Raw genomic sequence first — 22,890 nt, 5'->3', positions numbered from 1 at the left:
ACGGGCCCTTACAACGGGGGCGAAAAAAAGAGATTGATAGAAAAGCAAAAAGCCGATTACTCGGCTTTTTTTGTGGCTTTTTTAGCTTTTGCTTTTGGGGCGGGAGTTGGCTCCGGTTCGGCGGAAACTGGCTCGGCAACAGGTTCTTCAACTTCGGCTGCCGTGGCCTCTGGGGCCGGTGCCTGGGTTGGATCCACTTCGTTAAACAACGGTAAATCTTTAAGGATATGGAACCAGGTAAGGATCTTTTTCATATCTGAGGCATATACTTTCTCCTCGTCATGATCCGGTGCTACTTCGTAAAAGAATGTGCGCATTTTTTTACCATCAGCTTTAGCGTCGGGTACGTTTGCGGCGGCTTTCATCTGCTCAAAAACATCGGTAAGCCTGATATCATCCTCAATACCAAAAATAGTTATTTCGGTAAGGGCAGCCAGTTTAGCTGTTGACAGGTTGGCTACCAGTTTTGTTTTTTGTGCATCCAGGCTCTCCAGTACATAACCGGTTTTGTTTTGAGCCAACGCCCGCCATAATCCCGGTTTGCCAGATACGGCTACAATTCCTTGTAAATTCATTTGTTTGGTTGATTGGGAGAGTAGTTGATTAGGTTGATTAAGTTAAGTGGTTGATTAAGTTTAAATATTTAACCTAATCAACTCAATCAACCACTCACTATAAACTTAATCCTCTATTACTTCGATGCTTAAAATTTTATCGCCCTGGCGAATAGCGTCAACAACGTCAACGTTTTCAATCACTTTACCAAATACGGTGTGGTTACGATCTAAGTGAGCGGTATTTGTACGGTTATGGCAGATAAAGAATTGTGAGCTGCCGGTGTTACGGCCGGCATGTGCCATTGAAAGCACACCACGGTCATGGTATTGGTTATCGCCTGTCAATTCGCAATCAATTTTGTAGCCTGCGCCACCAGCACCTGTTCCGGTTGGATCGCCGCCCTGTACCATAAAGTTAGGGATAACGCGGTGGAAGATAACACCATCGTAAAAGTTTGATTTTGCTAATTTTTTAAAGTTAGCTACAGTATTTGGGGCATCCTGATCGTAAAACTCTACGGTCATGTCGCCTTTTTCAGTTTTGATTATTGCTTTGCTCATTTCTTTGTTTTTTTGAAAACAGTTGGCAAAGGTAATAAAATTGAGGTGAAAGGAAAAGGATTTTAGAGGCAAAAGGTTAAAGGCGAAAGGTAAAGGGTTACGCAACTTAAAGTTCTATATCTTTAACTAAATTGAGTAAATATTCGGTTTTTTCGATAATCATGGTTTTCATTCGGCCATCGCGAATAGCTTGCCATGCTTCAAGTTCGTGCCAGTTACCATAAGGTGATTCGACCTTGTTAAACCATGGCCACCAATCACTTGTTTTTAATCCGTTGCCAGGCAAAGAGAATATTTCTTTTCTTAAACCGATCGGGATTTCGAATTTATTAGGATCCTCTTGCAAAATTCCATAAATCATTTCCCTATCAAAGTACTGAAATTGAAAGCTTATACTTAAATGCTTCCATTCAGGTCGCCATATATAAATTCCGCTATAACGTTTTTCAAATGCTATTTCATATTTGCATTCTAAACCAATTTCCTGAAAATGGTTTTCAATTGTTTTGCCAAAATCATCTGAAACTTTTTGACATGCTACATCTAATGCTTTTGAAATTGCCCACGATTCTTCGATGTACGATTTAAGTAGGTCGCTCAGCTCTTCTTCCATATTGTGATTTAGTGTTTGATTGGTTAGGTGCTTAATTAAATTGATGTAATGAGTGATTGCTTCTCTTACAATTGGATAGACTGTTACTTCTTTACGACAAAGTTCCAGCCAGTGCAATATGTCATATTTGTATGATACGCATTTATAGTGTTCATCTTCAATCATCTCTCCTTTACTATTATCTGACGGGGGCTTTCCATCCAAAGTCAAGTATATAATATCGGCGTTTGATGAGTTGTTAAAATATCGGGTTAACTGATGATCCTGATCGCCAGCATATATTTTATTCTCAATTATAATCTGATGATTGTGCTTATCTTTGATGGTAATATCTATTCTGCCACCGTAAGTTCTGTCTTCGCTTATCTGACCTATATAGTCCTCTACTTTAATCTTGCATGACCATACGTCAATCGGATTGTTCTTAAAGCAAACAGATTTTATAAACAGCTCAAGAAAAATTTCTTTTTGTCCATGACTACCGTTGGGGTTTAGTAATTCCGCAAGGAAAGCCGAATGCATCCTGACCTCAGAGGATTCAAGTTTAAGAATTCTAAAAACGTTAAAATTTTCTCCTGTTAGTTCGTTGATTTTTTTGTAACGAGTATTGATCGCATTTACTTGGTCGAGTAGATTTTTATATTGGTGTAGTTCCATTAGTGATGATAAGGTTTGGCAATGTACTAAGTAAGTAATTTAGATTTATAGATATTCTAAACTTTATTTCAATCCCGCCTCATCGTAATACATTCCCCGTTTATTCGTTACATTTGATAACCGATATCAATTTAAAACACACACCGGATAGTGAATAATCAATCAAACAAAAAATACCTTTCGCCTTTCACCTTTCGCCTTTCACCTTTTTCTCGGCCTTTCAAATACCTTTTACCTTTCGCCTTTTGCCTTTTACCTCTTTTGACAAAAGCTGCCTCTATCCTCATCCCTATGGACGACGAGCAAAAAGATCACCTGAAATCATACGGCATAGCTTTCCTGGCTTTAAAAAATGGCGAGGAAGTTGACTGGCTGCTAAACTATCGCGGCGGCAGCTTTATGATGAAGTATAACCAGAAGATGGAGGAGGAGTGCAAAATCCGTGGGGTAAGCTACCAGGTGCTGGCTGATGCTAAGGTGAGCGAGATTATTACCGAGGTAAGCGATCCATCGGTAAATATGGATGTGATTAAGTTGGAGAAAGCACCAAAGATGGCAGTTTACTCGCCAAAAAATAAACTGCCCTGGGACGATGCCGTAACCCTGGTTTTAAAATATGCCGAAATTCCTTATGATGTAGTGTATGATGAAGAAGTTGTTAGAGGCGACTTGCCCAAATACGATTGGCTACACCTGCACCATGAGGATTTTACCGGGCAATACAGTAAGTTTTACGGCGCCTTTAGGTTTGCACAATGGTATAACGATGATGTAAAAGGACAGGAAGCGCTGGCCCATAAGCTTGGGTTTAAAAAGGTATCGCAAATGAAGCTGGCAGTGGCCAAAAACATTCGTGATTTTTGTGCGGGGGGCGGTTTTTTGTTTGCCATGTGCTCGGGCACTGATACGTTTGATATTGCCCTGGCCTCATCCAATACTGATATCTGCGAACGGATGTTTGACGGCGATTCGGCCGACCCGGATGCACAATCGAAACTGGATTTTACACAAACTTTCGCTTTCCAGAACTTTACGCTGGACATGAACCCGATGTCGCACCAGTTTAGCAACATTGATGTAACTACTACCCGGCAGGTGGAGCGCCAGCGAGATTTTTTTACGCTGTTTGATTTTTCTGCCAAATGGGATGTAGTGCCCAGCATGCTTACCCAGGATCATGACAAAGTGATAAAAGGCTTCATGGGGCTTACAACTGCCTATAATAAAAGCATGCTAAAGCCCGGCGTAACCATCATGGGCGAAATGAAAACTGCCAATGAAGCCCGCTATATCCACGGCGAATATGGCAAAGGCCAGTGGACATTTTACGGCGGCCACGATCCCGAAGATTATCAACACGCCGTAGGCGACCCACCTACAGATTTAAAACTCCACCCCAATTCGGCAGGATATCGCTTGATTTTGAACAATGTATTATTCCCGGCGGCAAAGAAGAAGAAGCAGAAAACTTGATTTTAGTATCAAGTAGTAAGTATCAAGTAGTAAGACTTTTTGAGGTGCAGGTTATAGATGTGCAGATGTTTTTGTCTGAACTCGGATTAAGCAGATTTATCAGATTTTTGGATTTTGACAAATTTTGACCATCCATACATCATAATCCAAATAATCCAACAAATCAGATGAATCCCGGTTCAGACAAACGCGTAAGGGATAAAAGCGGATACCGGCCCTGCGCTTAATGCCGGTGTAGTATGAGCGGTTAGCCCGGCCCGCAGGGATACGCCCACGATAATATATGTAGGCAGCTTACTGTCAAACTGCTTACCGCACTCTGCTAATTACTGCCAACTGCAAACCGCCCACTGCAGACTGAACCGCTAATTATAAAACGTCCAGCTAACACCAAACTTCAGCAAATGATCTTGCATGGGGTAGCGGTTTACGGTGTAGAAACCTTTGCTTTGCAAGCCCTGGTTGGCATAATCATACATCAGGAACAGGTTGGTGCGTTGCAGGGTGGCTTTAAAATAAACCGATGCTACGGGATACGATGTAAAGGTAACGTCGGGCCCGTTGTAAAACTGGCCAATCCCTACTGCGTATGACGGTGCTACATACGGTGTATTATACCTTACGCTTACGCCAAAGTTTGATTTAAGTACGTTGAAAAGTGTTTTGCTGAAATACAGGTTGCTATAAGTATAAACTTCGGGGGTGCGCAGGGTTGATTGATAATCTGTTTTTTGGTAAACCACGTAGTTATCAAAATGCAGGCTGTGGTAGCTTAAATTTTTACCCACACTTATCTTAAGCAGGTTGATATCATTACTCAGCTGGGCAGGGTGGGCGTCGATACCGCCATCCTGGGCCGTAAAATACATGTACCCTGCAATTAAAAAGTATTCGGCCTTGATATCAAGCTGCAAAGGGTTGTTGATATAGCTAAACGATGCGCTGGTTGTTTTTTGGTTTTGGAAACTGTTGTGGAAAATATAGTGGTTGCTTATCCAGTTGGTATAAATGAGCGGCGGTGAGCTGTTTTGCGAATACGCTTCCAAAATAATTTTGCCTGCTTTATCATTACCTGCAACATTAAGTTTTGCACCGTAAAAGTAATCGCCAAAGTCGCGGCCCTGGACAATCTGTCTAAAGTCGCCTTCAAGACCAAGCCTGTCGCTAAAACGATAGCTGAATTTAGCTTTCAGGGTAATGTCCTGGAAGGTATTGTTCTGCATTTTATTTTGATGGATGTACTTGTATCCATACTGGTTTAGCACGGTGTCACTTACGTATTGCGCGTAGTTATAAAGGTCGTGTACCAGGCCCAGATCGAGCTTTACCTCGTTTTTAACAAACTTTACCGATTTACTGCGGAGATAGAAACTATACGAGAATTCGTTTTGAATATGCGTTACCGACAGCGAGTCCCTTGACCGGTTATAGCTGTAATAATAATCGGGGAATACATTATAAGTATCGGGCTGGTTTGTTTGCAGGTAATTATAACTGCTGTTTTGAACAAATAAGGTGTGCGCTACACGCTGGGTAGGCAAAATTTTGGAGTTATCCTTGCCTTTGTTCAAACTATCAATACGGCCCAGGTAATAAAACTGCTTTATATACAGGCTTTTATCTGTCCATTGCTGATAGCTGTTTTGAAGCCGCACGGGGGCCGAGTTTTTAAAGAATAGGGAATTGCTTTTGCCTGTGAAAATGGTATCGTTAAGGATTGAACCCGTTTCTGGCGCTTTTAAATTATTGTAAATGATGTTGGCCAGTAAATTATAACGCTTGCCGGGCGATTGATACCAGGTAAAAAAAGCAGCATTTACATCGCTCACATTTTGCTGCAACACGCTGCTGGTGCTATAAAATCCGCGCGATCCGTTAAAGTTAAGGTTAAAACCCACATTCCAGTTTGGTTTTACATTTTGGGTGTGGATGATTTTAAAAACCTGCTCGGCCGAACTGCCAAAACCGTTAAACAACGTGAGGTTGGAGTACGCCACCCTGGCGTTATAATATTTAATATCCTGCGGTTTTATGGCATACACATCCAGCGAGTGCAGGCCGGTGTTGAAACCAATGGTTTGGTCGGGCTCAAACAGCATACTTCGTTGTGATACGCCGTTGTAGCCAAGGCTGATGCGCGGATGGCGGGGATCGGTAAGCGGACTGTAATTTTCAAAGTTATAGATGCCGGTATCCAGCGCGAAAGTTTGTGTGCTGTCGCTCAGGAAACGCTCCATCGTCACGCGGATAAATTTGGCGCTGAAAATTACAGAGTCTTTTTTATTGTCCTCTTTTTTGCGCAGGCTATCCAGCAGTTCATCGTCACTAACCTTCCGTTGAGTTTTTACCGTATCGCGCGTTGATAGTGGCCTTGCCCGGTTTACCTGGCCATATTGTGCAAAAGCCGCCTGTATGCCAAAGCACAACAGGAACAATAAAATATATTTGAGCTTATGATGCATTAATTACACTAATTACCGGCTATCAGATTTTTGAGGATCAGGGTCAGTTTTGGCTCGGCTTCCTCGGCTACCCTTATAATTTCTTGTAACGACACAGGTTCCAGTACATCAGTAAAACCTTCGTCGGTTAATACCGATATGGCAAATACGGGTATGCCCATATGGTTTGCTACAATAACTTCGGGTACGGTGCTCATGCCTACTGCGTCGCCGCCAATTATCTTCAAATAAGTGTACTCGGCCTTGGTTTCTAAATTAGGGCCGGTTACAGCAACATAAACTCCCTTATGGCAGGTAATATTGTTTGCCGCTGCAATAGTTAAAGCTTTATCAATCAGCGTGCGCTGGTACGGCTGGCTCATATCCGGAAAACGGGGGCCAAGTTCTTCATAATTTCGGCCAATAAGCGGGTTTTGCGGTTGCAGGTTAATATGATCGGCAATAACCATCAGGTCGCCTTTTTTAAAATCGGGGTTAAGGGAGCCACTTGCATTTGATACATAAAGGGTTTTAATACCCAGGTATTTCATAACCCTAACCGGGAAAGTGATTTGCTGCATGTTATAACCCTCGTAATAGTGCAGGCGCCCCTGCATAGCTACCACTTTTACACCGCCAAGGGTGCCAAATATCAATTTGCCCGAATGAAACTCCAATGTCGAGATTGGGAAATCGGGGATGTTGGAGTACATCAGCTGTTTTTCAACAACGATGTCTTTAACAAGGCCACCCAGGCCTGTGCCTAAAATTATACCTACCTCGGGTTCAAAATCGCCTATGCGGTTTTTGATGTACCGGGCGGTGCTTTCAATATTGTCTAACATATGTGGTTACTAAATTATCAAACTGCTGTTTGCCGTTATTTAAAAAACTAATACCGATTGGCAGTACCAAAATGGGCAGTTTTTTGATGGCCGGCTGCAATTCCTGTTCCCCTAAACGCTGCGCATCCTTTTCTGTTGTGATGATCAATTTTTTTTGTGATGTGCAGGCAAAAAAATCATCGGCAAGTTTACTGATATTTTTTAAGCTAAACTGATGGTGATCGGGATATTTATGGTGATTGATGATAGATGTATGGTTTTTTAAATGCGATAACAAAGGCATCGGATTGGCAATACCCGTAAGCAAAAACACGGCGGTTTGCTCATCAATGTTTTGATACACCGTGGCCCCATTCATGTTTTGTAGCGCCAGGTAGTTTATGCAGGCAAAAAATAACTGTTGGTTGGGCAGGGGCTTAATGTGCTTTTTTATGATAGCCATTTCTGCATCTGCCAATGTTGGCGGGCATTTGCTAATGACAATAACATCGGCCCTCTCGCGGCCACTAAACGGCTCGCGCAGGTTGCCCGTGGGTAGTACCAACCGTGGTTGGTTAAGTCGGTTATAATCAATCAATAAAATGCTAAAGCCGGGTTTAAGCGCCCGGTGCTGGTAGGCATCATCTAAAATTACAAGGCTGTATTTATCTTTTAACTGCTGTATACCCGCTACCCGCTTTTCGCAAACGGCAACGGTAACCTTCGGGAATTTATGTTTAAACTGGGCAGGCTCATCGCCTATTACCGATGCCTGCGGGTTATCGCCCGCCAGCAAAAAGCCTTTAGTTTTACGGCCATACCCGCGGCTAAGTATTGTTGGTTTATCATCCTGGAATAACCGGATCAGGTACTCGGTCATGGGGCTTTTGCCGGCGCCGCCTACATCAAGGTTGCCCACCACAATAACCGGGCGGTTAAAAACGGTACTTTTAAATACCCCGGCATCATAGCACCAGTTACGAATGGTAACAACCAGGCCGTAAATGAGCGAAAAGGGGAGCAGAAGCCAGCGGAGGAGTTTCATATGGGGTAAATAGTATTAGGCCTCATTTGTTTAGTAGTAGTGAAATTTCGTGAAACTCTGAAGGCAAAATAGGGCGAGCATGGCGACGAAGACTCACCCGGCGAGGCTGCGCCCGCCACCCTCTCTTCACCTGCGGTGGAAAGAGGGGCTTGAATTGTAAATAACGCGGTATTAAAAAAACTAAAATAATGAAATTTCAAACCCCTCTTTGCGGCGAAGCCGGAGAGAGGGCGGCGGGCGTAGCCTCGCCGGGTGAGTATTAGCCTGCGTTCAAAGCCGATGTTTGTATCGCTATCCAACATATCATGAGTAGCGTACCGTGGCAGTCGCAAACTGTGCGGGCTTGTAGTACTTTGCCCACAAATGCTTTGTTCCTCGCAATAACATGGAATCGATGGTTTATTCATTTATCCTTTTAAAGAAGAAACAAATCTAAAAATTTAAAGACTATTTGTAGCAGCGTTGCTATTGGATGTTAGGTGAAACAGCTTATAGGAAATTTAATTGCTGTCGTTTATCAATCAAAAACATTGCCTGCTCTTTTTTAACCGAAGGGAATTCGTCTAAAATCCCTGCTTTTAAATGATCAAAAAGGTGACTCGACCGGCACTCGTGTACCGGCAAATATCGGTCTTCCGCTTAAAATATCCTGATCTATATTGACAACCTGTTGAATATCCATATCATAAAGATACGATTATTGATTTTACTGAGTATTTTGCATCTGATAAACAATTCACTCATGAAACTCAAACTTCTCACCCCCTTTTTACTCCTCACCACCGCCACCTTCGCCCAAACCGATAAAAAACTAACTGTGCAGTTACAGGATGCCGTTAAAGGTTTTCATGGCCAGGCAGGTATTTATGTACAAAACCTTAAAACGGGTAAAACCGCTGCAATTAATGCCGATACGCTGTTCCCTACAGCCAGTATGATAAAGGTGAGCATTCAATGCGGGCTGATGGACAAGATAGAGAAGGGCGAGCTGCATTATAACCAAAAGCTGGTTTACCGCGACTCGCTTTTATATGCCGGAGAGGATCTTTTAGGCTCGTTCAAAGATAAGGATACCGTGCAGCTTAGTAAAGTGGCCATGCTGATGATAACCATGAGTGATAATACCGCAAGCCTGTGGCTGCAAAAACTGGTTGGCGGCGATTATATTAACAACTGGCTGCAACAAAATGGTTTTAAAGTAATGCGTGTAAACTCGCGTGTGGCCGGCCGCGAGGCTATCCGCAAAATTTATGGCTGGGGCGTTAGCACACCCTATGAAATGTGCCGCCTGTTTACCATGATCAGAAAAGGCGAAGCTGTAAGTCCCGCCGCCAGCGAAAGGATGTACCGTAACATGGGAAGGATTTACTGGGACGAGCACGCCCTGTCGCAAATTCCACCGTATGTGCACACCATATCTAAGCAGGGCGCGGTTGATGAGTCGCGGTCAGAAACTGTGCTGGTAAACGCGCCTCATGGCGATTACGTATTCTCGATTATCACCAACCATAATACCGATCAAAGCTGGGGAACAAGTAACGAAGCCGGCCTGCTCATCAAAAAAATATCGGCCCTGCTATGGCATTACTACGAACCCGCCAGCAACTGGAAACCCGCCGAAGGTGTAGATAAATTTATGCTGAATGAATAGCTGCGCAGTCATTACCGCTGCGCTGGTCATTGGTCATTGGTCATTGGTCATTGGTCATTGGTCATTGGTCATTGGTCATTGGTCATTGGTCATTGGTCATTGGGCATTGGTCATTGGGCATTGGGCATTGGGCATTGGGCATTGGGCATTGGGCATTGGGCATTGGAAAAGGCACAGCCTTTTCCAATGCCCCGTATGGTGATTTTTTACCATCTTGTTTTTAGTAGAAAAGCCCAATGACCAATGACGAGCGCAGCGAAATGACCAATGACAAGCGCAGCGACAATGACTAATGACAGCGCAGCGATATGAACCCATAATAATTAAGTAAAATTTCTGTTTGCTTTGCAGTTAAATGGATGCCGTTTGTTATAATTGGCAATTATATCAATGTGTTAAAAATACACATACCAGTTACAACCAATTAAATGAAAAAAACACTTACTTTATTTGTATTGCTTATACTTAGTATTATAGTAAAAGCACAAACTATTGCCAACTTATCGGGCACTATAACCGACGAAAAAAGCCAGGGTATTGCCGGCGCTACTGTTTATCTGCTGAATACCAATTACCGTGCTGTTGCCGATAAGGACGGGAAATTCTCATTAAAAGATATTGCATCCGGGAGCTATATTTTGCGCATCAGCGCCGTTGGTTATGCTGCAAAAAGCCAATCGATTGTTTTAAGCGGCACTATGCGCCCAATAAGTATTCAATTGAAAGATGCCAGTAACCAACTGGATGAAGTTACCGTAACGGCTCAAAAATACGAGGAGGATGCCCAAAAAGTGCCTTTCAGTGTTACAACCTTATCGGCCAGGCAAATAAAAGATTACCGGCTTTGGGATTTGAAAGATTTGACAGCTATTGCCCCTAACTTAAACTCGGCCAGCTCCGGCGATGGCCGCAATGTCAGTGGTATTAGGGGTATAGTTACCACATCCTATGATCCTGCTGTAGCTACTTATGTTGATGGCGTAAACCAATACGGCCTGGATACTTACATCCCACAGTTGCTTGATGTAGATAGGATAGAGGTGCTGCGCGGTCCGCAGGGCACACTATACGGCCGTAATGCTACAGGCGGTGTTATCAATATCATTACCAAACAGCCATCAAACACGGTAAGCGGTTTTGCCGGGCTCGATTTTGGCAACTACGGCCAGCAGCGTTTTACCCTGGGTATAAAAGCACCGTTGATAAAAGATAAATTATTTTTAGGTGTGGCCGGTGTTTACTCGGGCTTTAATGGTTTTTATACCAATACGTTTGATAACAGCCATTTTGATAAACAACACTTCTTTTTAGGAAATTACTACCTTAAATTCCTGGCTACATCAAAACTGGCTTTAACGCTTAATGTTAAAAACTTTAACAACCGCAATAACGGTGCCTTTACGTTGGCCGGTTCGCCGGATGATGCTTTGAGTAAGCCTTACCAGGTAGATCAAAACGCCACTACCAAAATGATTGATAATACCTTCCACGCTTCATTAGCCATCAATTATTCGGGCAGCGATTTTAACTTTACCTCGCAGTCATCCTACCAGGTTAATAACCGTTATTATACCAAACCTATTGATGGTGATTTTTCGCCTATTGACGCGGTATCCGTTGTAAATAATTACGGTGGCGACTGGAATAAAGTACGTACAGGTATCCAGGAGTTTAGGTTTACTTCGCCTGCATCCTCAACCTCTAAATTAAAATGGACCGCCGGCGCTTATGGTTTTTATCATTACGCCCCAAACAAACAGGGAACTTATTTTGGTGCCGACGCGGCAGCGGTTGGCTCGCCAATAACCAACTTTACCAGTATCAATACCAATATCGACAGAAATTTTGGCGTGGCAGTTTATGGCCAGGTAACCTATGTTGTTAGTCCGCAATTTGATATTACAGCCGGGTTGCGTTATGATCATGAACATAAAAAAGAAAGTGTAAAAGGCGAGTTTCAGCCTGATGGCGGCGATGCTATGGTTACCCGCTCGGATACTTCTTCCTCGGCCAATTTTAAAGCCTTTTCACCAAAACTTAACCTGGCTTACCATCTTTCGGCCAATAATAATCTGTATGCAACTTATAGTCGTGGTTTTAGGGCCGGTGGTATCACCGAACTGGGATCAGACCCGTCATCGCCACCACTATACACTTTTAAGCCCGAGTACAGTAACAACTATGAGGTTGGATCAAAAAATAATTTTTTTGATAATAAATTGCGTGCCAACCTGGCTTTGTTTTACACCCGTGTTACCGACGCACAGGTGCCAACTTTAATATTGCCCGATGCTATTACCGTAACCAAAAATGCAGGCAAGCTGAGCAGTAAAGGTGTTGAAGTGGAGCTGAGCACTACACCAATAAAAGGCCTGGAAATTGAAAATAACTTTGGCTATACCCATGCCCGCTATACCGACCTGGCGGTTGGCAGCAACGGAGAAATAGTCGATTTAAAAGGCAACAAGCAAATTTATACGCCTAAATTTACCAATATGCTTGCCCTGCAATACGGTTACGCACTGGGCGGCCCTCAAAAAGTGAGATTAATAGCCCGCGGCGAGTGGCGCTACCTTGGCGACCAGTATTTTGACCTTGCTAACACCATTAAGCAAAAAGGCTACAGTAAATTCAATGCCAAAATTGGCATCGATACCAAAAACTATAGCCTGTTTTTATGGGAGAGCAATATAGGCAACAAAAAAGCTATAGACTATGCCTATGACTTTGGTGCAACCCACTTAGGAAACCCAAGGGTTTACGGGATATCGGTAACCGCTAATTTTTAGTGTACACCTCGCCTTTATAAGGATGAATGGTTGAATAAAAGGTATAGCCTGCAACATGCATCAGGTAGTAGGTCATGATATCGCACCAACAAATTTCATCATGAAACATCGGGACCGCCGGGAACTTACCTTCCTGGCGGCTTTCGTTTTTATTGTAATCGTAATCGCCGCCGTGTTGCTTTATCCAGTCTTTAAACATGTCCATTTCTGCGGGATCTGAAAAAACTATTTTAAAAAAAGTTTCCTCTTTAACCGACTTAAGATCGTCGTTAATATAATGGTGGAATTTATGCCGATGGTGGATTATTTTGGCGGTTATCATACTGTATATGCTTGTGGTGCAGTAGGGTAACACTAAATGGTAACTAACGTTTTAATTATTATTTTATGGTAGTTAAATAAATGTTAGCTATGTATCTTTAGCCTGTTATAACATTGTATTTTTTACCTATGAAAAACCTTATCGCAATTATAGTAGTTTCTGCGTTATTCGTGAGTATCGGCATTAAGGCTGTGGCACAGGCAAATACCACGGCCAAATCGCTAAAAGTATGGTTGCTGGCTGGGGTAAACTTGAAAAGCAATCCCGACGACAAGAGCAAAACCATTGCAACCATTCCTTACGGAACCATTGTAAAGCCTCTTAAATCAGCGGGAGAAGCTAAGGCCTTAACGGTCGATTTTAACACCGCAGCTTTAAAAGAACCCTACCAACTGAATGGTAAGTGGATAAAGACGGAGTTTAACGGTAAAAAAGGATTCCTGTTTAATGGCTATCTGTCTGCCATGCCTGCGCTAGAAATGGATGATCACGGCTTCGTAGAAACGGAAGATGCATACCTTAAGCGTAACTACGGGGTTTTAAAAATCGCGAAAAGGATACCCAAAAAAGGAACCAAAGAAACAAGTATTTATTACAAAAACGGGGCCGTGACTACCGAGACCTATTTTGACGGATGTGCCGACCACAAACTGCTTTTAAAGAACATTAGCCTGGATGAAGCGATGCTTTTTGAAAAGGTGTTACATAAAAATGCAGATGCTGCGCAAAACATTAAAGTTGAACAGCAGCAAGCAGGTGTGATAAAAATATCATCGTACGATTGTGACTGATATTGTTTAAATTCGATTTTATTTAAACCTGTCTAACCATATCTCCTGTTCATGAAAAAATTAACCGTTCTAACCCTGTTTTTAACTATAGGTTTGCTGCAGTTTACTACTGCACAGGTTGTAACCAAATATGGCGATAACGTGAGTACCCTTGACGGTATCATGAAAGCCTATTACGATGTAGTAACGGTAAAAAAAGGGGAGAAGGTAAGCTACGAGCGCGATAGCCTGCTGCACATTGCCGGTGCCCATGTTGGCTCGGGATATATTGATAAGCAAGGCAAACAAAAGTTTGGTTATATGACGTTGAAAGAATATCACCGCCGGTCGGATGATATGCTTTCGCGCGATGGTTTTGACGAAAGGGAGATTTCTCGTAAGGTAGAACATTTCGGCAGCGTTTATCATGTATTTAGCACTTACGAATCGCGCAATTTTGCCGGTGGCCCCGTGATTGAGCGCGGTATTAACAGTATCGAATTGTTTAACGATGGTACCCGTTTCTGGATACTAGCCTGGTTTTTTGACGGAGAACGAAAAGACAACCCGATACCGGCGGAGTATTTGAAAAAGTAGCAAGTAGTAAGTATCAGGATTGGAGAGCTGATGGCTGAATACCCCCCGTCATTGGTACCAAGCAATGACTGACTTTTTTACGGGTAATCAATACTTTATCCGTTTGTGCCCCGGTTGTTTTTAAGGATGGATAACAAATTCCAAATTGAAATTTCCAACCCCGAAATTCAAATAATAGTATTATATTTCATCCTCTGATTAATTATATGATTTTTAAACGATTGATTGCGTACGCTTGCTGTATGCTGTTTACCCTGGGGGCGTTTGCTTTAGAAGGCGATTCGCTGGTAACTATAACCGCCTTAAAAAATGAGTACCAGTTTAAATGGAACGGCCTGGCCAATCGTGTAGAAATTAAGGAGAAACTGAGTAATACCTACGTGAGCAATAGTTACGGCGTAAGCTACCCGGTATCTGAATTTTATAACGATAACACCAGTATTGATGCCGTAACTTGCAAGGTTGATGGCCATAACTTGCGGTCGTTTAAGCCAACCTATACCTACTACAGCCAGGACGATGTTTTTTACTCGGATGCAAAAATTTGCTACTTCCCGATGGATATGCCCAAAAAAGGAAGCATCGGCACGGTTACTTTTGAAGAAACCCTGAATGACCCCAGGTATTTTACCTCCATCTATTTTTCGGATGCGGCAATAGTACAGCAGGGCGAGGTAAGCCTTAAAATTCCGCGCTGGATGAAGGTAGATATTAAAGAAATGAACTTTAACTCCTTCGGGATAAAAAAAACCACCGAATACATCTCTGGCGAAGATGCCGATGTTATCACCTATTCGTTTACAAATATTCCGGCCATGAAACGCGAGGCCAACAGCCCCGGCCCAACCTATATTTACCCGCACCTGTTGGTGTTGTGTAAATCGGCGGCGCCGGGCGGCAAGCAGATCACCTATTTCGGCTCCCTTGCCGATCAGTATGCCTGGTACCGCGAGCTGGTTAAAAATGTGGCGGGCGATCAAGCTGTGATCAGCGCGAAAGCAAAGGAGTTAACTGCCGGCCTTACTGCCGATATGGACAAGGTAAAAGCCATATTTTATTATGTACAGGATAACATTAGGTATATTGCTTTTGAAGATGGCATGGCAGGCTTTAAGCCCGAGAAGGCCGACGAAGTGCTGCGCAAAAAATATGGCGATTGCAAGGGGATGGCCAATTTAACCAAAGCGCTGCTAATATCGCAGGGCTATGATGCCCGACTATGCTGGCTGGGTACCAAACACATTGCCTATGATTACCAAACCCCATCAATGGCAGTTGATAACCACATGATATGTGCCTTAAATTACAAAGGGAAAATATATTACCTTGATGCAACCGAAAGCTACCTTAGCCTTAACGAGTATGCCGAGCGCATACAAGGCCGGCAGGTTTTAATGGAAGACGGCGATAAATACGTCCTGAATAAAATACCTTATGCCTCGCCTTTACAAAACTCAACCAACCAACTGAGCAAGCTGAGTGTAAGCGGTACCAGCCTTGTAGGCAAGGTAAATTATACCTGGAAGGGCGAGGATAAGGAAAGTATTTTAAGCGGCTTAAACAGCATTAAACACGAAAATACGGATAAGGCTATGGTGAAATACCTGGCCGATGATAATAACGATTATACCATCAACAACCTGAAGCTAAGCAGCACTGCCAACCCTGATAAGGACTTGACAGCCGCGTTTGACCTGGAGCATAAAAACGCTGTAAACGTTTTTAGCAAGGATTATTACATCAATATCGACAGCCAGAAGGAACTGGCCGATTTTACTTTTAAACCTGCCGTGCGCAAGCTTGATTATTGGTTTGCCTATAAAATGAACATCAACAGCCAAACCGAGCTGGATATTCCTGCCAACTATAAAGCCGCAACAGTACCTGCCGATTTGAACATTGTGAACCCCGATTATGAGTTTCACATCAGCTACACCCAACTGACCAACAAACTGGTGTACAAAAAAAGCCTGCTTATTAAAAATACCAGCTTGCCCAAAACCCGGTTTGAGCAATGGAACCACGATGTGGAACTGCTGGGCAAGGCTTACAACGATACCCTCATCCTAAAACCTACAAACTGATATATTAAATGAAACCACTTTACCTTTCACTATTTTTTTTATTCATTACTACTTTAACCTTTGCACAGGACAATGTGCCTTATGCCGAAAAGGCCGCCCAATTACAAAAAGAAATCTGGGGTACCACCGCGCCCGAGTTTAAAGTTACCAAAGTGCCCGATAGCCTGAGCAAAGAGAGCGCTGTTGTGCTGGCACGGTCGTTTAGCCTTAACCGTACATCAAATACCAAAATAAAGTTTTTAATTATTACCGCCGCTGCAAGCCTGCGCACGGTTAAACTCAAAACCTTTCACGAGCGTGTAAAAATTAACGATAAAGTATCGCTGGAAGATTACTCAACCCTGGAGTATCAAAAAAAGCTGGATAAAACCGTGTCCTTCTTCCTTACCAAATTTGTAAGTACCAATAATACATTTATCGGTGCAAAAATTGTTAAGCCAAACGGTAGCGAGATAATTGTTAATACCGGCGAAGAGGTTTTAACTAAAAACGAAACCAAAGACCAAAAGGGCAAACTGGCCATCCCCGGTTTGCAGGTGGGCGATATTTTAGATTATTATGTGAGTACCGTTGATGTTGACGAAAACAGCAAAAACGCATCCTATAAAAATAACGACGATATTTTTGTACTTGCCGATGAGTACCCTGTTTTGTATTACAGCCTCGATTTTCAGTACAATAAAAAAACAGACGTAAAATATATTTATGCCAATGGCGCCCCGCATTTTGATGGCGGCCGCAATGCCGATGGCGACCTGGTGCTGAGCCTTAAGCTGCATAATATGCCTAAATACCAAAGTAACATATGGGTATCGGCCCTGCGCCAGTATCCCTATATCGAAATTGGCAGTACATTTAACAACGGCGCCGATGCATCATATGATACACGTGCGGTGGCCATTAAAAAAGCGTTTAAATATTCGTTTGAGGAGTACTCGGGCTTTAATGAAGCCGAAAAGCGCACCAAAGATTATTTTAACACCGGCAAACCATTTAAAAATAACGCTGCGGATAGCGTACTCAAGGTGTTGTATGATATATGGAAATTCCAGGTTTTTTGCAACTACGACGGTGATGAGCTTGAAAATATCGACGGGATGAATTACCGTAGCGCCCGCAGTGTGCCGGCTGCCATAGGCATGAGTATGATGCTTACCCAATTGGGTATTAGCCATGCTGTGTTGATGGTATCGTCGCGCATGAGCAATACGCTTGATAACATGTTTACTTTTAACGATTTTGATGCTATCATCCGCATAAAAAGAGACAAAACCTATTTTATGAGTTTTGATAATGTGGTTACTCATTTTGGTGAAGTGCCGGAGCGTTTTGAAGGTGAAAAAGTAATTGCCCTGTATCCCGACCGCATTACTAACAAGTACTACACCTTTATCGAAAAGGACGATTCGTTATCAGTTGCAACAAGCGATAAAAATTTTATTGACGAACAGCTACAGGTAAACCTGCTGCCAACAGATATGCAAAAGCTAAAAATTAGCCGGCAGGTAAGCGAAAGCGGTTTCATGCGTCTTGAAGACCAAAAATCCCTGTTGCCGGCCGGCGATATTGACAAAGGTTTACAAACCCTGATAAAAGGCGAAGAACTATCAAAAAGGATAAAGGGCAAACACAAAGCCGACGAGTACTCAAATGCCTTTGAGCAACAACGTAAAGATCAGTTAAAAGCCTTTACCGCCGAAATTAAGGGTAAATACGACCAGGAACCAACCGAAGTAAAGGATTGCAGGATCGTCGACCCGGCGATTGAAAACACTAACCCGGCGTTTAAATACAGCTCGTCATTTGTGCTCAACAACCTGGTTAAAAAGGCCGGCAACAATTATCTGGTTGACGTTGGCAAACTCACCGGCGGTTTTTACAAGCTTGACGACACCGAACGCAAGCGCACTATTGACGTTTACATGCCCTGCGCCCGCAGTTTTAAATATACCATGTCGCTGGCTATCCCGCAGGGCTATACAGCTAAAGGTATAGAAGAGCTGAACATTAAAAAAGAGAACAAAACAGGCTCATTTTCATCAACCGCAACTGTAAATGGCAACACATTAAATATTGTAGTAACCCGTGCCTACGCCCACAACTTCGAAAAAGCCGCCGACTGGCCCGCGCTGGTTGACATGATTGATGCGGCCACGGCTTATAACGCTAAGAAGATTTTGCTGGAGAAGAAGTAGTTGTTAGTCGGGAAGTCCGAAAGTCAGAAAAGTAACTGGAGTTGTTAGTCCGGAGGTCGGGAACTCCGAAAAGTCGTCGTCTGGAGTTAACCCTTCCCAACTTCCGGACTTTCGGACTTTTCTGACTTTCGGACTTTCCCACTTTCGGACTAATAACTACATTTGCACACTATGACAGCTACCGAAATACGCCAGGCTTTTCTTGATTTTTTTGTTTCAAAGGGACACGTTATCGTTCCTTCGGCACCAATTGTAATTAAAAACGACCCAACCCTGATGTTCACCAATGCGGGGATGAACCAGTTTAAAGATATATTTTTGGGCGAAGCAGCAGCCAAGGCAACCCGTGTAGCCGATACTCAACGCTGCCTGCGTGTAAGCGGCAAGCATAACGATTTGGAAGAAGTAGGTATTGACACCTATCACCACACCATGTTTGAAATGCTGGGCAACTGGAGCTTTGGCGACTACTTTAAAAAAGAAGCCATTGCCTGGAGTTGGGAATTGTTGACCGAAGTTTACAAACTACCCAAAGACCGCCTGTACGTTACCTATTTTGAAGGCGACAACAACGAAGGCCTTGAAAAAGATACCGAAACCTATAACCTGTGGAAACAGTTTGTTGATGAAGCCCACATATTGCCCGGCAACAAAAAGGATAATTTTTGGGAAATGGGCGAAACTGGTCCATGCGGTCCGTGCTCCGAAATTCATTACGATAGCCGGGAAGAAGGTGAAAGGTTAAAGGTGAAAGGCCAAAGTCTTGTAAATGCTGATCACGACCAGGTGATAGAGATCTGGAATAACGTGTTCATGCAGTTTAACCGCTTAAAAGGCGGCGCATTGCAGCCATTGCCTGCCAAACATGTAGATACGGGTATGGGCTTTGAGCGTTTGGTACGTGTGCTGCAAGGCAAAACATCTAATTATGATACCGATGTTTTCCAGCCAATGATCCAGTTCATTGCGGAGAAAAGTGGTAAAACATACAACAGCGCAGCCAAACCCGGTGATGCCGACTGGAACGAAGCCGTTGCCATGCGCGTACTGGCCGATCATATCCGCGCCATCAGCTTTGCCATTGCCGATGGGCAGTTGCCTGCAAGCAATAAAGCAGGTTATGTGATCCGCAGGATCCTGCGCCGTGCTGTGCGTTACAGCTATCAAACTTTAGGGTTCAAAGAGCCTTTCTTTAACCAGTTGGTGCCTTTATTGGCAAATCAGTTTAAAGGTGTGTTTGATAACCTGTATAGTCAGAAAGATTTTGTGCAGAAGGTGATTTTGGAGGAGGAGGTTTCTTTCTTAAGGACGTTGGCAGCAGGGATAAAAAGATTTGAGGAAATTACGGACGTTGACTCTATTATTATTGCCGGACAATCAGCAATTTCAAGCTTTTCTGGAGACGCGAATTTAAACTATGTTAAAGATGGCATTATTGAAGGTAAATTTGCTTTTGAGTTATCAGATACCTACGGATTTCCGATTGATTTAACTGAATTACTTGCACGAGAAAAAGGTTGGACAGTAGATATATCTGGATTCGAGGCCGCGCTGCAAGAACAAAAGACCCGCTCCCGCTCTGCTGGTGCCATCGACACCAGCGACTGGATCACCCTAAAAGACGACGAAACCTCCATCTTTACCGGTTATGATGAAACCGAAACCGTTGCTCATGTGGTAAAATATCGCAAGGTGACAGCCAAAGGCAAGGAGCAGTATCAAATTGTTTTGGATAAAACACCTTTCTATGCCGAAAGCGGTGGCCAGGTAGGGGATAAGGGCGAGTTGGTTTTCCCGGACGGTACCATTGTTTTGGTTACCGATACCAAAAAAGAAAACGGTTTAACCGTTCATTATGTAGATAACCTGCCCGAAGATATTGAGGATGCTTTAACAGCCATTGTCGATCCTGCTTTGCGCGGACAAACCAATGCCAACCACTCGGCTACGCACCTGCTGCATGCCGCCATGAAACAGGTATTGGGCAGCCACGTAAACCAAAAAGGATCATTGGTGAACAGCGATTACCTGAGGTTCGATTTTTCGCATTTCGCGAAAGTTACCGATGAGGAACTGGCGCAAATTGAAGCCATCGTAAACCAAAAGGTTCGCCAGAACATCCCACTGAAAGAGGAGCGCAGTGTACTGTATGCCGAAGCCATCACCAGCGGCGTAACTGCCCTTTTTGGCGAAAAATATGGTGAGTACGTACGTGTAATTACTTTCGAAGATGAGTTTAGCAAGGAGCTTTGCGGTGGTACCCACGTACAGGCTACCGGGCAGATAGGCTTCTTTAAAATCATTGCCGAAAGTGCCGTAGCCGCAGGCGTACGACGCATTGAGGCCATTACCGGTGTTGCTGCCGAGGTGTTTATCACCAACCAAAGCCGCATGGTTGATCAGCTTAAGGATTTGCTTAAAAACCCTAAAGACCTGCCAAAAAGCATTGAAAGCCTGTTGGACGAAAATAGCAAGCTGAAAAAAGAAATTGAGAAAGCCATCCTCGAAAAATCATCAGGCTTAAAAAACGAACTGGCGCAAAAAGCCGAGGCTATTAATGGCATCAACTTCATTGCCCAAAAAGTAGCCCTGCCCAACGCCGAAGCCATTAAAAACCTGGCCTACCAGTTAAAAGATATTGTACCCAACCTGTTCCTGGTCCTTGCAGCCGATTTTGACGGCAAACCCAGCCTGACAGTGATGATAGCCGAAAACCTGGTAAAAGAAAAAGGCCTGCACGCCGGCAACATCGTAAAAGAACTCGCCAAAGAAGTAAAAGGCGGCGGCGGCGGCCAGCCATTTTTTGCAACCGCCGGCGGCAGCGATGTAAGCGGTTTGGATAATGCATTGGCCAAGGCGAGAAGTTTTGTGGCGTAGTATAAATTATAAGCCATGCCAATGATAAACCATGTCATTATAAGGCACGAAGCAATCGCTAACTATACATAGTGGACATGCACAGTTCGCGATTGCCACGCTATCGCTCGCAATGATAGGTTTATGACCTGATATATTACCGTGGCGGTCTTGATACCTGATACTTGCGACCTGATACTTTTCATGCAGTTATCTTGATACTTGATACTCGTTACTTGATACTAAAAGAAGCTACTTGATACTATTCCCCAATTTCAATCCACACCGGGCAATGGTCGCTGGTTTTTTCCCAGCCGCGTACATTACGGTCTACGCCGGCGGATTGCAGGCGGTCGGCTACGTGTGGGCTCAGCAGGAAATGGTCAATACGCAGTCCGGCGTTACGGCCATAGGCGTTGCGGAAATAATCGAAAAAGGTATAGATCACCTCGGTGGGGTATAGTTTACGGATGGCGTCCGTCCAGCCCTGGTCGACCAGGTTTTTGAAGGCCAGGCGCACTTCGGGGCGAAAGAGGGCATCATCCAGCCAGCGCTCAGGTTTGTAAACATCCAGTTCGGTAGGCATTACGTTATAGTCGCCCGTAATTATGGCGGGCACACCATGCGCCAGCAGGCCCGATGCGTGACTGGTAAGTCGCTCGAACCAGCGCAGCTTATAATCCAGTTTGGGGCCGGGGGCGGGGTTGCCGTTGGGCAGGTACAGGCAGCCAATAACAATGCCGTTTATAAAGGCTTCAATGTAACGGCTGTGCTCGTCGTCCGGGTCGCCGGGCAGGCCCTTGCGTAGCTCTTTAATTTCGTAGTTGTTACGGGCCAGGATGGCTACGCCGTTCCAGCTTTTTTGGCCATGCCATATGGCGTTGTAACCAGCACCGGTAATGGCCTCCAACGGGAATTTATCCTGGGGGGCCTTTAGTTCCTGCAGGCAAACCACATCGGGAGCGGTTTCGGCAAGCCAGCGCAGCAGCACCGGCAGGCGGCCATTTACACCGTTAACATTATAAGTGGCAATTTTCATGTGGTAAAAATTGGATTTTTTTGTAAAAAAGTTAGCGAAAATTAAGCCATAATTAGTCGGAAGCTGAAATTTATTTGTAGAAAGCTGCGGCTATGAGAATAATCCGTGCGTGATCTCTTCAATCTCCGAATCGCCGTAGAAAAAGATGGTTAAGCCACGCGCGCCATCGGTGATGCTCAGGATGTCCTCGCGTTTAATATTGTTTTCGTTTATAAAAAGCGCCAACCGGGCGGGAGTACTAAAAGAGTCGGTTTTTACGATGATCATGGTAGTATTTTATATATTAAGATTGCGTTCCCGATGGTTTGTTACAGGACGTTAGAAGGGATAGAAAGTTTGGGTAGCGGGCCTTGAGATGTATTTTGATTTATTTGTTTGGTGGAACGCTGCCAGTGTTTTCAACTACCGGATACTTT

Annotated in this window: 18 protein-coding genes; 8 read left to right on the top strand and 10 right to left on the bottom strand. The window is 43.8% G+C overall.

Features of this window, described 5'->3' with window-relative positions; translation table 11 throughout:
* Positions 1-56: 56 nt before the first annotated feature.
* The 3 genes from ACFGVS_RS11060 to ACFGVS_RS11050 form a co-directional block, all read right to left on the bottom strand.
* Positions 57-575: a DUF5606 family protein gene (locus ACFGVS_RS11060; protein ID WP_439698659.1), complete on the bottom strand. Its 519-nt coding sequence runs from the start codon at positions 573-575 to the stop codon at positions 57-59.
* Between the two features lie 105 nt (positions 576-680).
* On the bottom strand, positions 681-1,118 hold the full coding sequence (locus tag ACFGVS_RS11055; RefSeq protein WP_274212403.1) for a peptidylprolyl isomerase: 438 nt from the start codon (positions 1,116-1,118) through the stop codon (positions 681-683).
* Positions 1,119-1,224: 106 nt separating this feature from the next.
* Complete coding sequence (locus ACFGVS_RS11050) at positions 1,225-2,388, bottom strand: PD-(D/E)XK nuclease family protein (RefSeq protein WP_439698658.1); 1,164 nt, start codon at positions 2,386-2,388, stop codon at positions 1,225-1,227.
* A 291-nt stretch (positions 2,389-2,679) separates the two neighbouring features.
* On the opposite strand from ACFGVS_RS11050, the gene ACFGVS_RS11045 reads away from it, so the two are divergent.
* Positions 2,680-3,861, top strand: coding sequence for an asparagine synthetase B (locus ACFGVS_RS11045; protein WP_439699245.1), 1,182 nt, complete (start codon positions 2,680-2,682; stop codon positions 3,859-3,861).
* A 365-nt stretch (positions 3,862-4,226) separates the two neighbouring features.
* On the opposite strand, the gene ACFGVS_RS11040 is transcribed toward ACFGVS_RS11045, so the two are convergent.
* From ACFGVS_RS11040 to ACFGVS_RS11025, 4 genes are all read right to left on the bottom strand, one after another.
* A complete protein-coding gene (locus ACFGVS_RS11040; RefSeq protein WP_090645170.1) occupies positions 4,227-6,323 on the bottom strand; it encodes a putative porin in 2,097 nt (698 codons plus the stop codon).
* Positions 6,324-6,331: 8 nt separating this feature from the next.
* Positions 6,332-7,147, bottom strand: a complete 816-nt coding sequence (locus tag ACFGVS_RS11035; protein WP_439698657.1) for a purine-nucleoside phosphorylase — start codon at positions 7,145-7,147, stop codon at positions 6,332-6,334.
* On the bottom strand, positions 7,131-8,171 hold the full coding sequence (gene lpxK, locus ACFGVS_RS11030) for a tetraacyldisaccharide 4'-kinase (protein ID WP_439698656.1): 1,041 nt from the start codon (positions 8,169-8,171) through the stop codon (positions 7,131-7,133). The genes ACFGVS_RS11035 and lpxK overlap by 17 nt, the downstream gene beginning before the upstream one ends.
* 586 nt (positions 8,172-8,757) lie before the next feature.
* The gene (locus tag ACFGVS_RS11025; protein ID WP_439698655.1) at positions 8,758-8,853 is read right to left on the bottom strand and encodes a DUF433 domain-containing protein; all 96 of its coding nucleotides are present in this window, start codon (positions 8,851-8,853) and stop codon (positions 8,758-8,760) included.
* Positions 8,854-8,913: 60 nt separating this feature from the next.
* Here ACFGVS_RS11025 and ACFGVS_RS11020 point away from each other — a divergent pair, with 60 nt between their 5' ends.
* A complete protein-coding gene (locus ACFGVS_RS11020; RefSeq protein WP_439698654.1) occupies positions 8,914-9,822 on the top strand; it encodes a serine hydrolase in 909 nt (302 codons plus the stop codon).
* Between the two features lie 428 nt (positions 9,823-10,250).
* Positions 10,251-12,611, top strand: a complete 2,361-nt coding sequence (locus ACFGVS_RS11015; RefSeq protein ID WP_439698653.1) for a TonB-dependent receptor — start codon at positions 10,251-10,253, stop codon at positions 12,609-12,611.
* Here the strand turns inward: ACFGVS_RS11015 and ACFGVS_RS11010 are convergent.
* The gene (locus ACFGVS_RS11010; protein WP_439698652.1) at positions 12,601-12,933 is read right to left on the bottom strand and encodes a hypothetical protein; all 333 of its coding nucleotides are present in this window, start codon (positions 12,931-12,933) and stop codon (positions 12,601-12,603) included. The genes ACFGVS_RS11015 and ACFGVS_RS11010 overlap by 11 nt on opposite strands.
* Positions 12,934-13,061: 128 nt before the next feature.
* Between ACFGVS_RS11010 and ACFGVS_RS11005 the strand changes: the two genes are divergently transcribed.
* The 5 genes from ACFGVS_RS11005 to alaS all read left to right on the top strand — a co-directional run bounded on the left by ACFGVS_RS11005 (position 13,062) and on the right by alaS (position 21,456).
* Positions 13,062-13,724 carry an SH3 domain-containing protein gene (locus tag ACFGVS_RS11005; RefSeq protein WP_439698651.1) on the top strand — a complete coding sequence of 221 codons (663 nt, stop codon included), beginning with the start codon at positions 13,062-13,064 and terminating at the stop codon, positions 13,722-13,724.
* A 51-nt stretch (positions 13,725-13,775) separates the two neighbouring features.
* The gene (locus ACFGVS_RS11000; protein WP_439698650.1) at positions 13,776-14,300 is read left to right on the top strand and encodes a hypothetical protein; all 525 of its coding nucleotides are present in this window, start codon (positions 13,776-13,778) and stop codon (positions 14,298-14,300) included.
* Positions 14,301-14,542: 242 nt separating this feature from the next.
* A complete protein-coding gene (locus ACFGVS_RS10995; RefSeq protein ID WP_439698649.1) occupies positions 14,543-16,384 on the top strand; it encodes a transglutaminase-like domain-containing protein in 1,842 nt (613 codons plus the stop codon).
* An 8-nt stretch (positions 16,385-16,392) separates the two neighbouring features.
* Positions 16,393-18,579 carry a hypothetical protein gene (locus ACFGVS_RS10990; RefSeq protein WP_439698648.1) on the top strand — a complete coding sequence of 729 codons (2,187 nt, stop codon included), beginning with the start codon at positions 16,393-16,395 and terminating at the stop codon, positions 18,577-18,579.
* 171 nt (positions 18,580-18,750) lie between these two features.
* Positions 18,751-21,456: an alanine--tRNA ligase gene (gene alaS, locus ACFGVS_RS10985; protein WP_439698647.1), complete on the top strand. Its 2,706-nt coding sequence runs from the start codon at positions 18,751-18,753 to the stop codon at positions 21,454-21,456.
* A gap of 241 nt (positions 21,457-21,697) precedes the next feature.
* Here alaS and xth read toward each other — a convergent pair whose 3' ends face one another.
* A complete protein-coding gene (gene xth, locus ACFGVS_RS10980) occupies positions 21,698-22,474 on the bottom strand; it encodes an exodeoxyribonuclease III (RefSeq protein ID WP_439698646.1) in 777 nt (258 codons plus the stop codon).
* 90 nt (positions 22,475-22,564) lie between these two features.
* Entirely contained in the window at positions 22,565-22,741 is a 177-nt protein-coding gene (locus ACFGVS_RS10975) for a hypothetical protein (protein WP_274212420.1), read from the bottom strand.
* Positions 22,742-22,890 lie beyond the last annotated feature (149 nt).

Source organism: Mucilaginibacter sediminis (assembly GCF_051903035.1).
In the GTDB taxonomy this organism is placed as follows: domain Bacteria; phylum Bacteroidota; class Bacteroidia; order Sphingobacteriales; family Sphingobacteriaceae; genus Mucilaginibacter.
This window is presented reverse-complemented; position numbering and strand designations above follow the sequence as displayed.

Bases quoted from the DNA above. Each gene is read 5' to 3' on its own strand.
- ACFGVS_RS11020 (WP_439698654.1), top strand. From the start codon at position 8,914: ATGAAACTCAAACTTCTCACCCCCTTTTTACTCCTCACCACCGCCACC.
- ACFGVS_RS11010 (WP_439698652.1), bottom strand. From the start codon at position 12,933: ATGATAACCGCCAAAATAATCCACCATCGGCATAAATTCCACCATTAT.
- ACFGVS_RS11060 (WP_439698659.1), bottom strand. From the start codon at position 575: ATGAATTTACAAGGAATTGTAGCCGTATCTGGCAAACCGGGATTATGG.
- ACFGVS_RS11055 (WP_274212403.1), bottom strand. From the start codon at position 1,118: ATGAGCAAAGCAATAATCAAAACTGAAAAAGGCGACATGACCGTAGAG.
- ACFGVS_RS10975 (WP_274212420.1), bottom strand. From the start codon at position 22,741: ATGATCATCGTAAAAACCGACTCTTTTAGTACTCCCGCCCGGTTGGCG.
- xth (WP_439698646.1), bottom strand. From the start codon at position 22,474: ATGAAAATTGCCACTTATAATGTTAACGGTGTAAATGGCCGCCTGCCG.
- ACFGVS_RS11025 (WP_439698655.1), bottom strand. From the start codon at position 8,853: ATGGATATTCAACAGGTTGTCAATATAGATCAGGATATTTTAAGCGGA.
- ACFGVS_RS11035 (WP_439698657.1), bottom strand. From the start codon at position 7,147: ATGTTAGACAATATTGAAAGCACCGCCCGGTACATCAAAAACCGCATA.
- lpxK (WP_439698656.1), bottom strand. From the start codon at position 8,171: ATGAAACTCCTCCGCTGGCTTCTGCTCCCCTTTTCGCTCATTTACGGC.
- ACFGVS_RS11045 (WP_439699245.1), top strand. From the start codon at position 2,680: ATGGACGACGAGCAAAAAGATCACCTGAAATCATACGGCATAGCTTTC.
- ACFGVS_RS11040 (WP_090645170.1), bottom strand. From the start codon at position 6,323: ATGCATCATAAGCTCAAATATATTTTATTGTTCCTGTTGTGCTTTGGC.
- ACFGVS_RS10995 (WP_439698649.1), top strand. From the start codon at position 14,543: ATGCTGTTTACCCTGGGGGCGTTTGCTTTAGAAGGCGATTCGCTGGTA.
- ACFGVS_RS11050 (WP_439698658.1), bottom strand. From the start codon at position 2,388: ATGGAACTACACCAATATAAAAATCTACTCGACCAAGTAAATGCGATC.
- ACFGVS_RS11015 (WP_439698653.1), top strand. From the start codon at position 10,251: ATGAAAAAAACACTTACTTTATTTGTATTGCTTATACTTAGTATTATA.
- ACFGVS_RS10990 (WP_439698648.1), top strand. From the start codon at position 16,393: ATGAAACCACTTTACCTTTCACTATTTTTTTTATTCATTACTACTTTA.
- ACFGVS_RS11000 (WP_439698650.1), top strand. From the start codon at position 13,776: ATGAAAAAATTAACCGTTCTAACCCTGTTTTTAACTATAGGTTTGCTG.
- ACFGVS_RS11005 (WP_439698651.1), top strand. From the start codon at position 13,062: ATGAAAAACCTTATCGCAATTATAGTAGTTTCTGCGTTATTCGTGAGT.
- alaS (WP_439698647.1), top strand. From the start codon at position 18,751: ATGACAGCTACCGAAATACGCCAGGCTTTTCTTGATTTTTTTGTTTCA.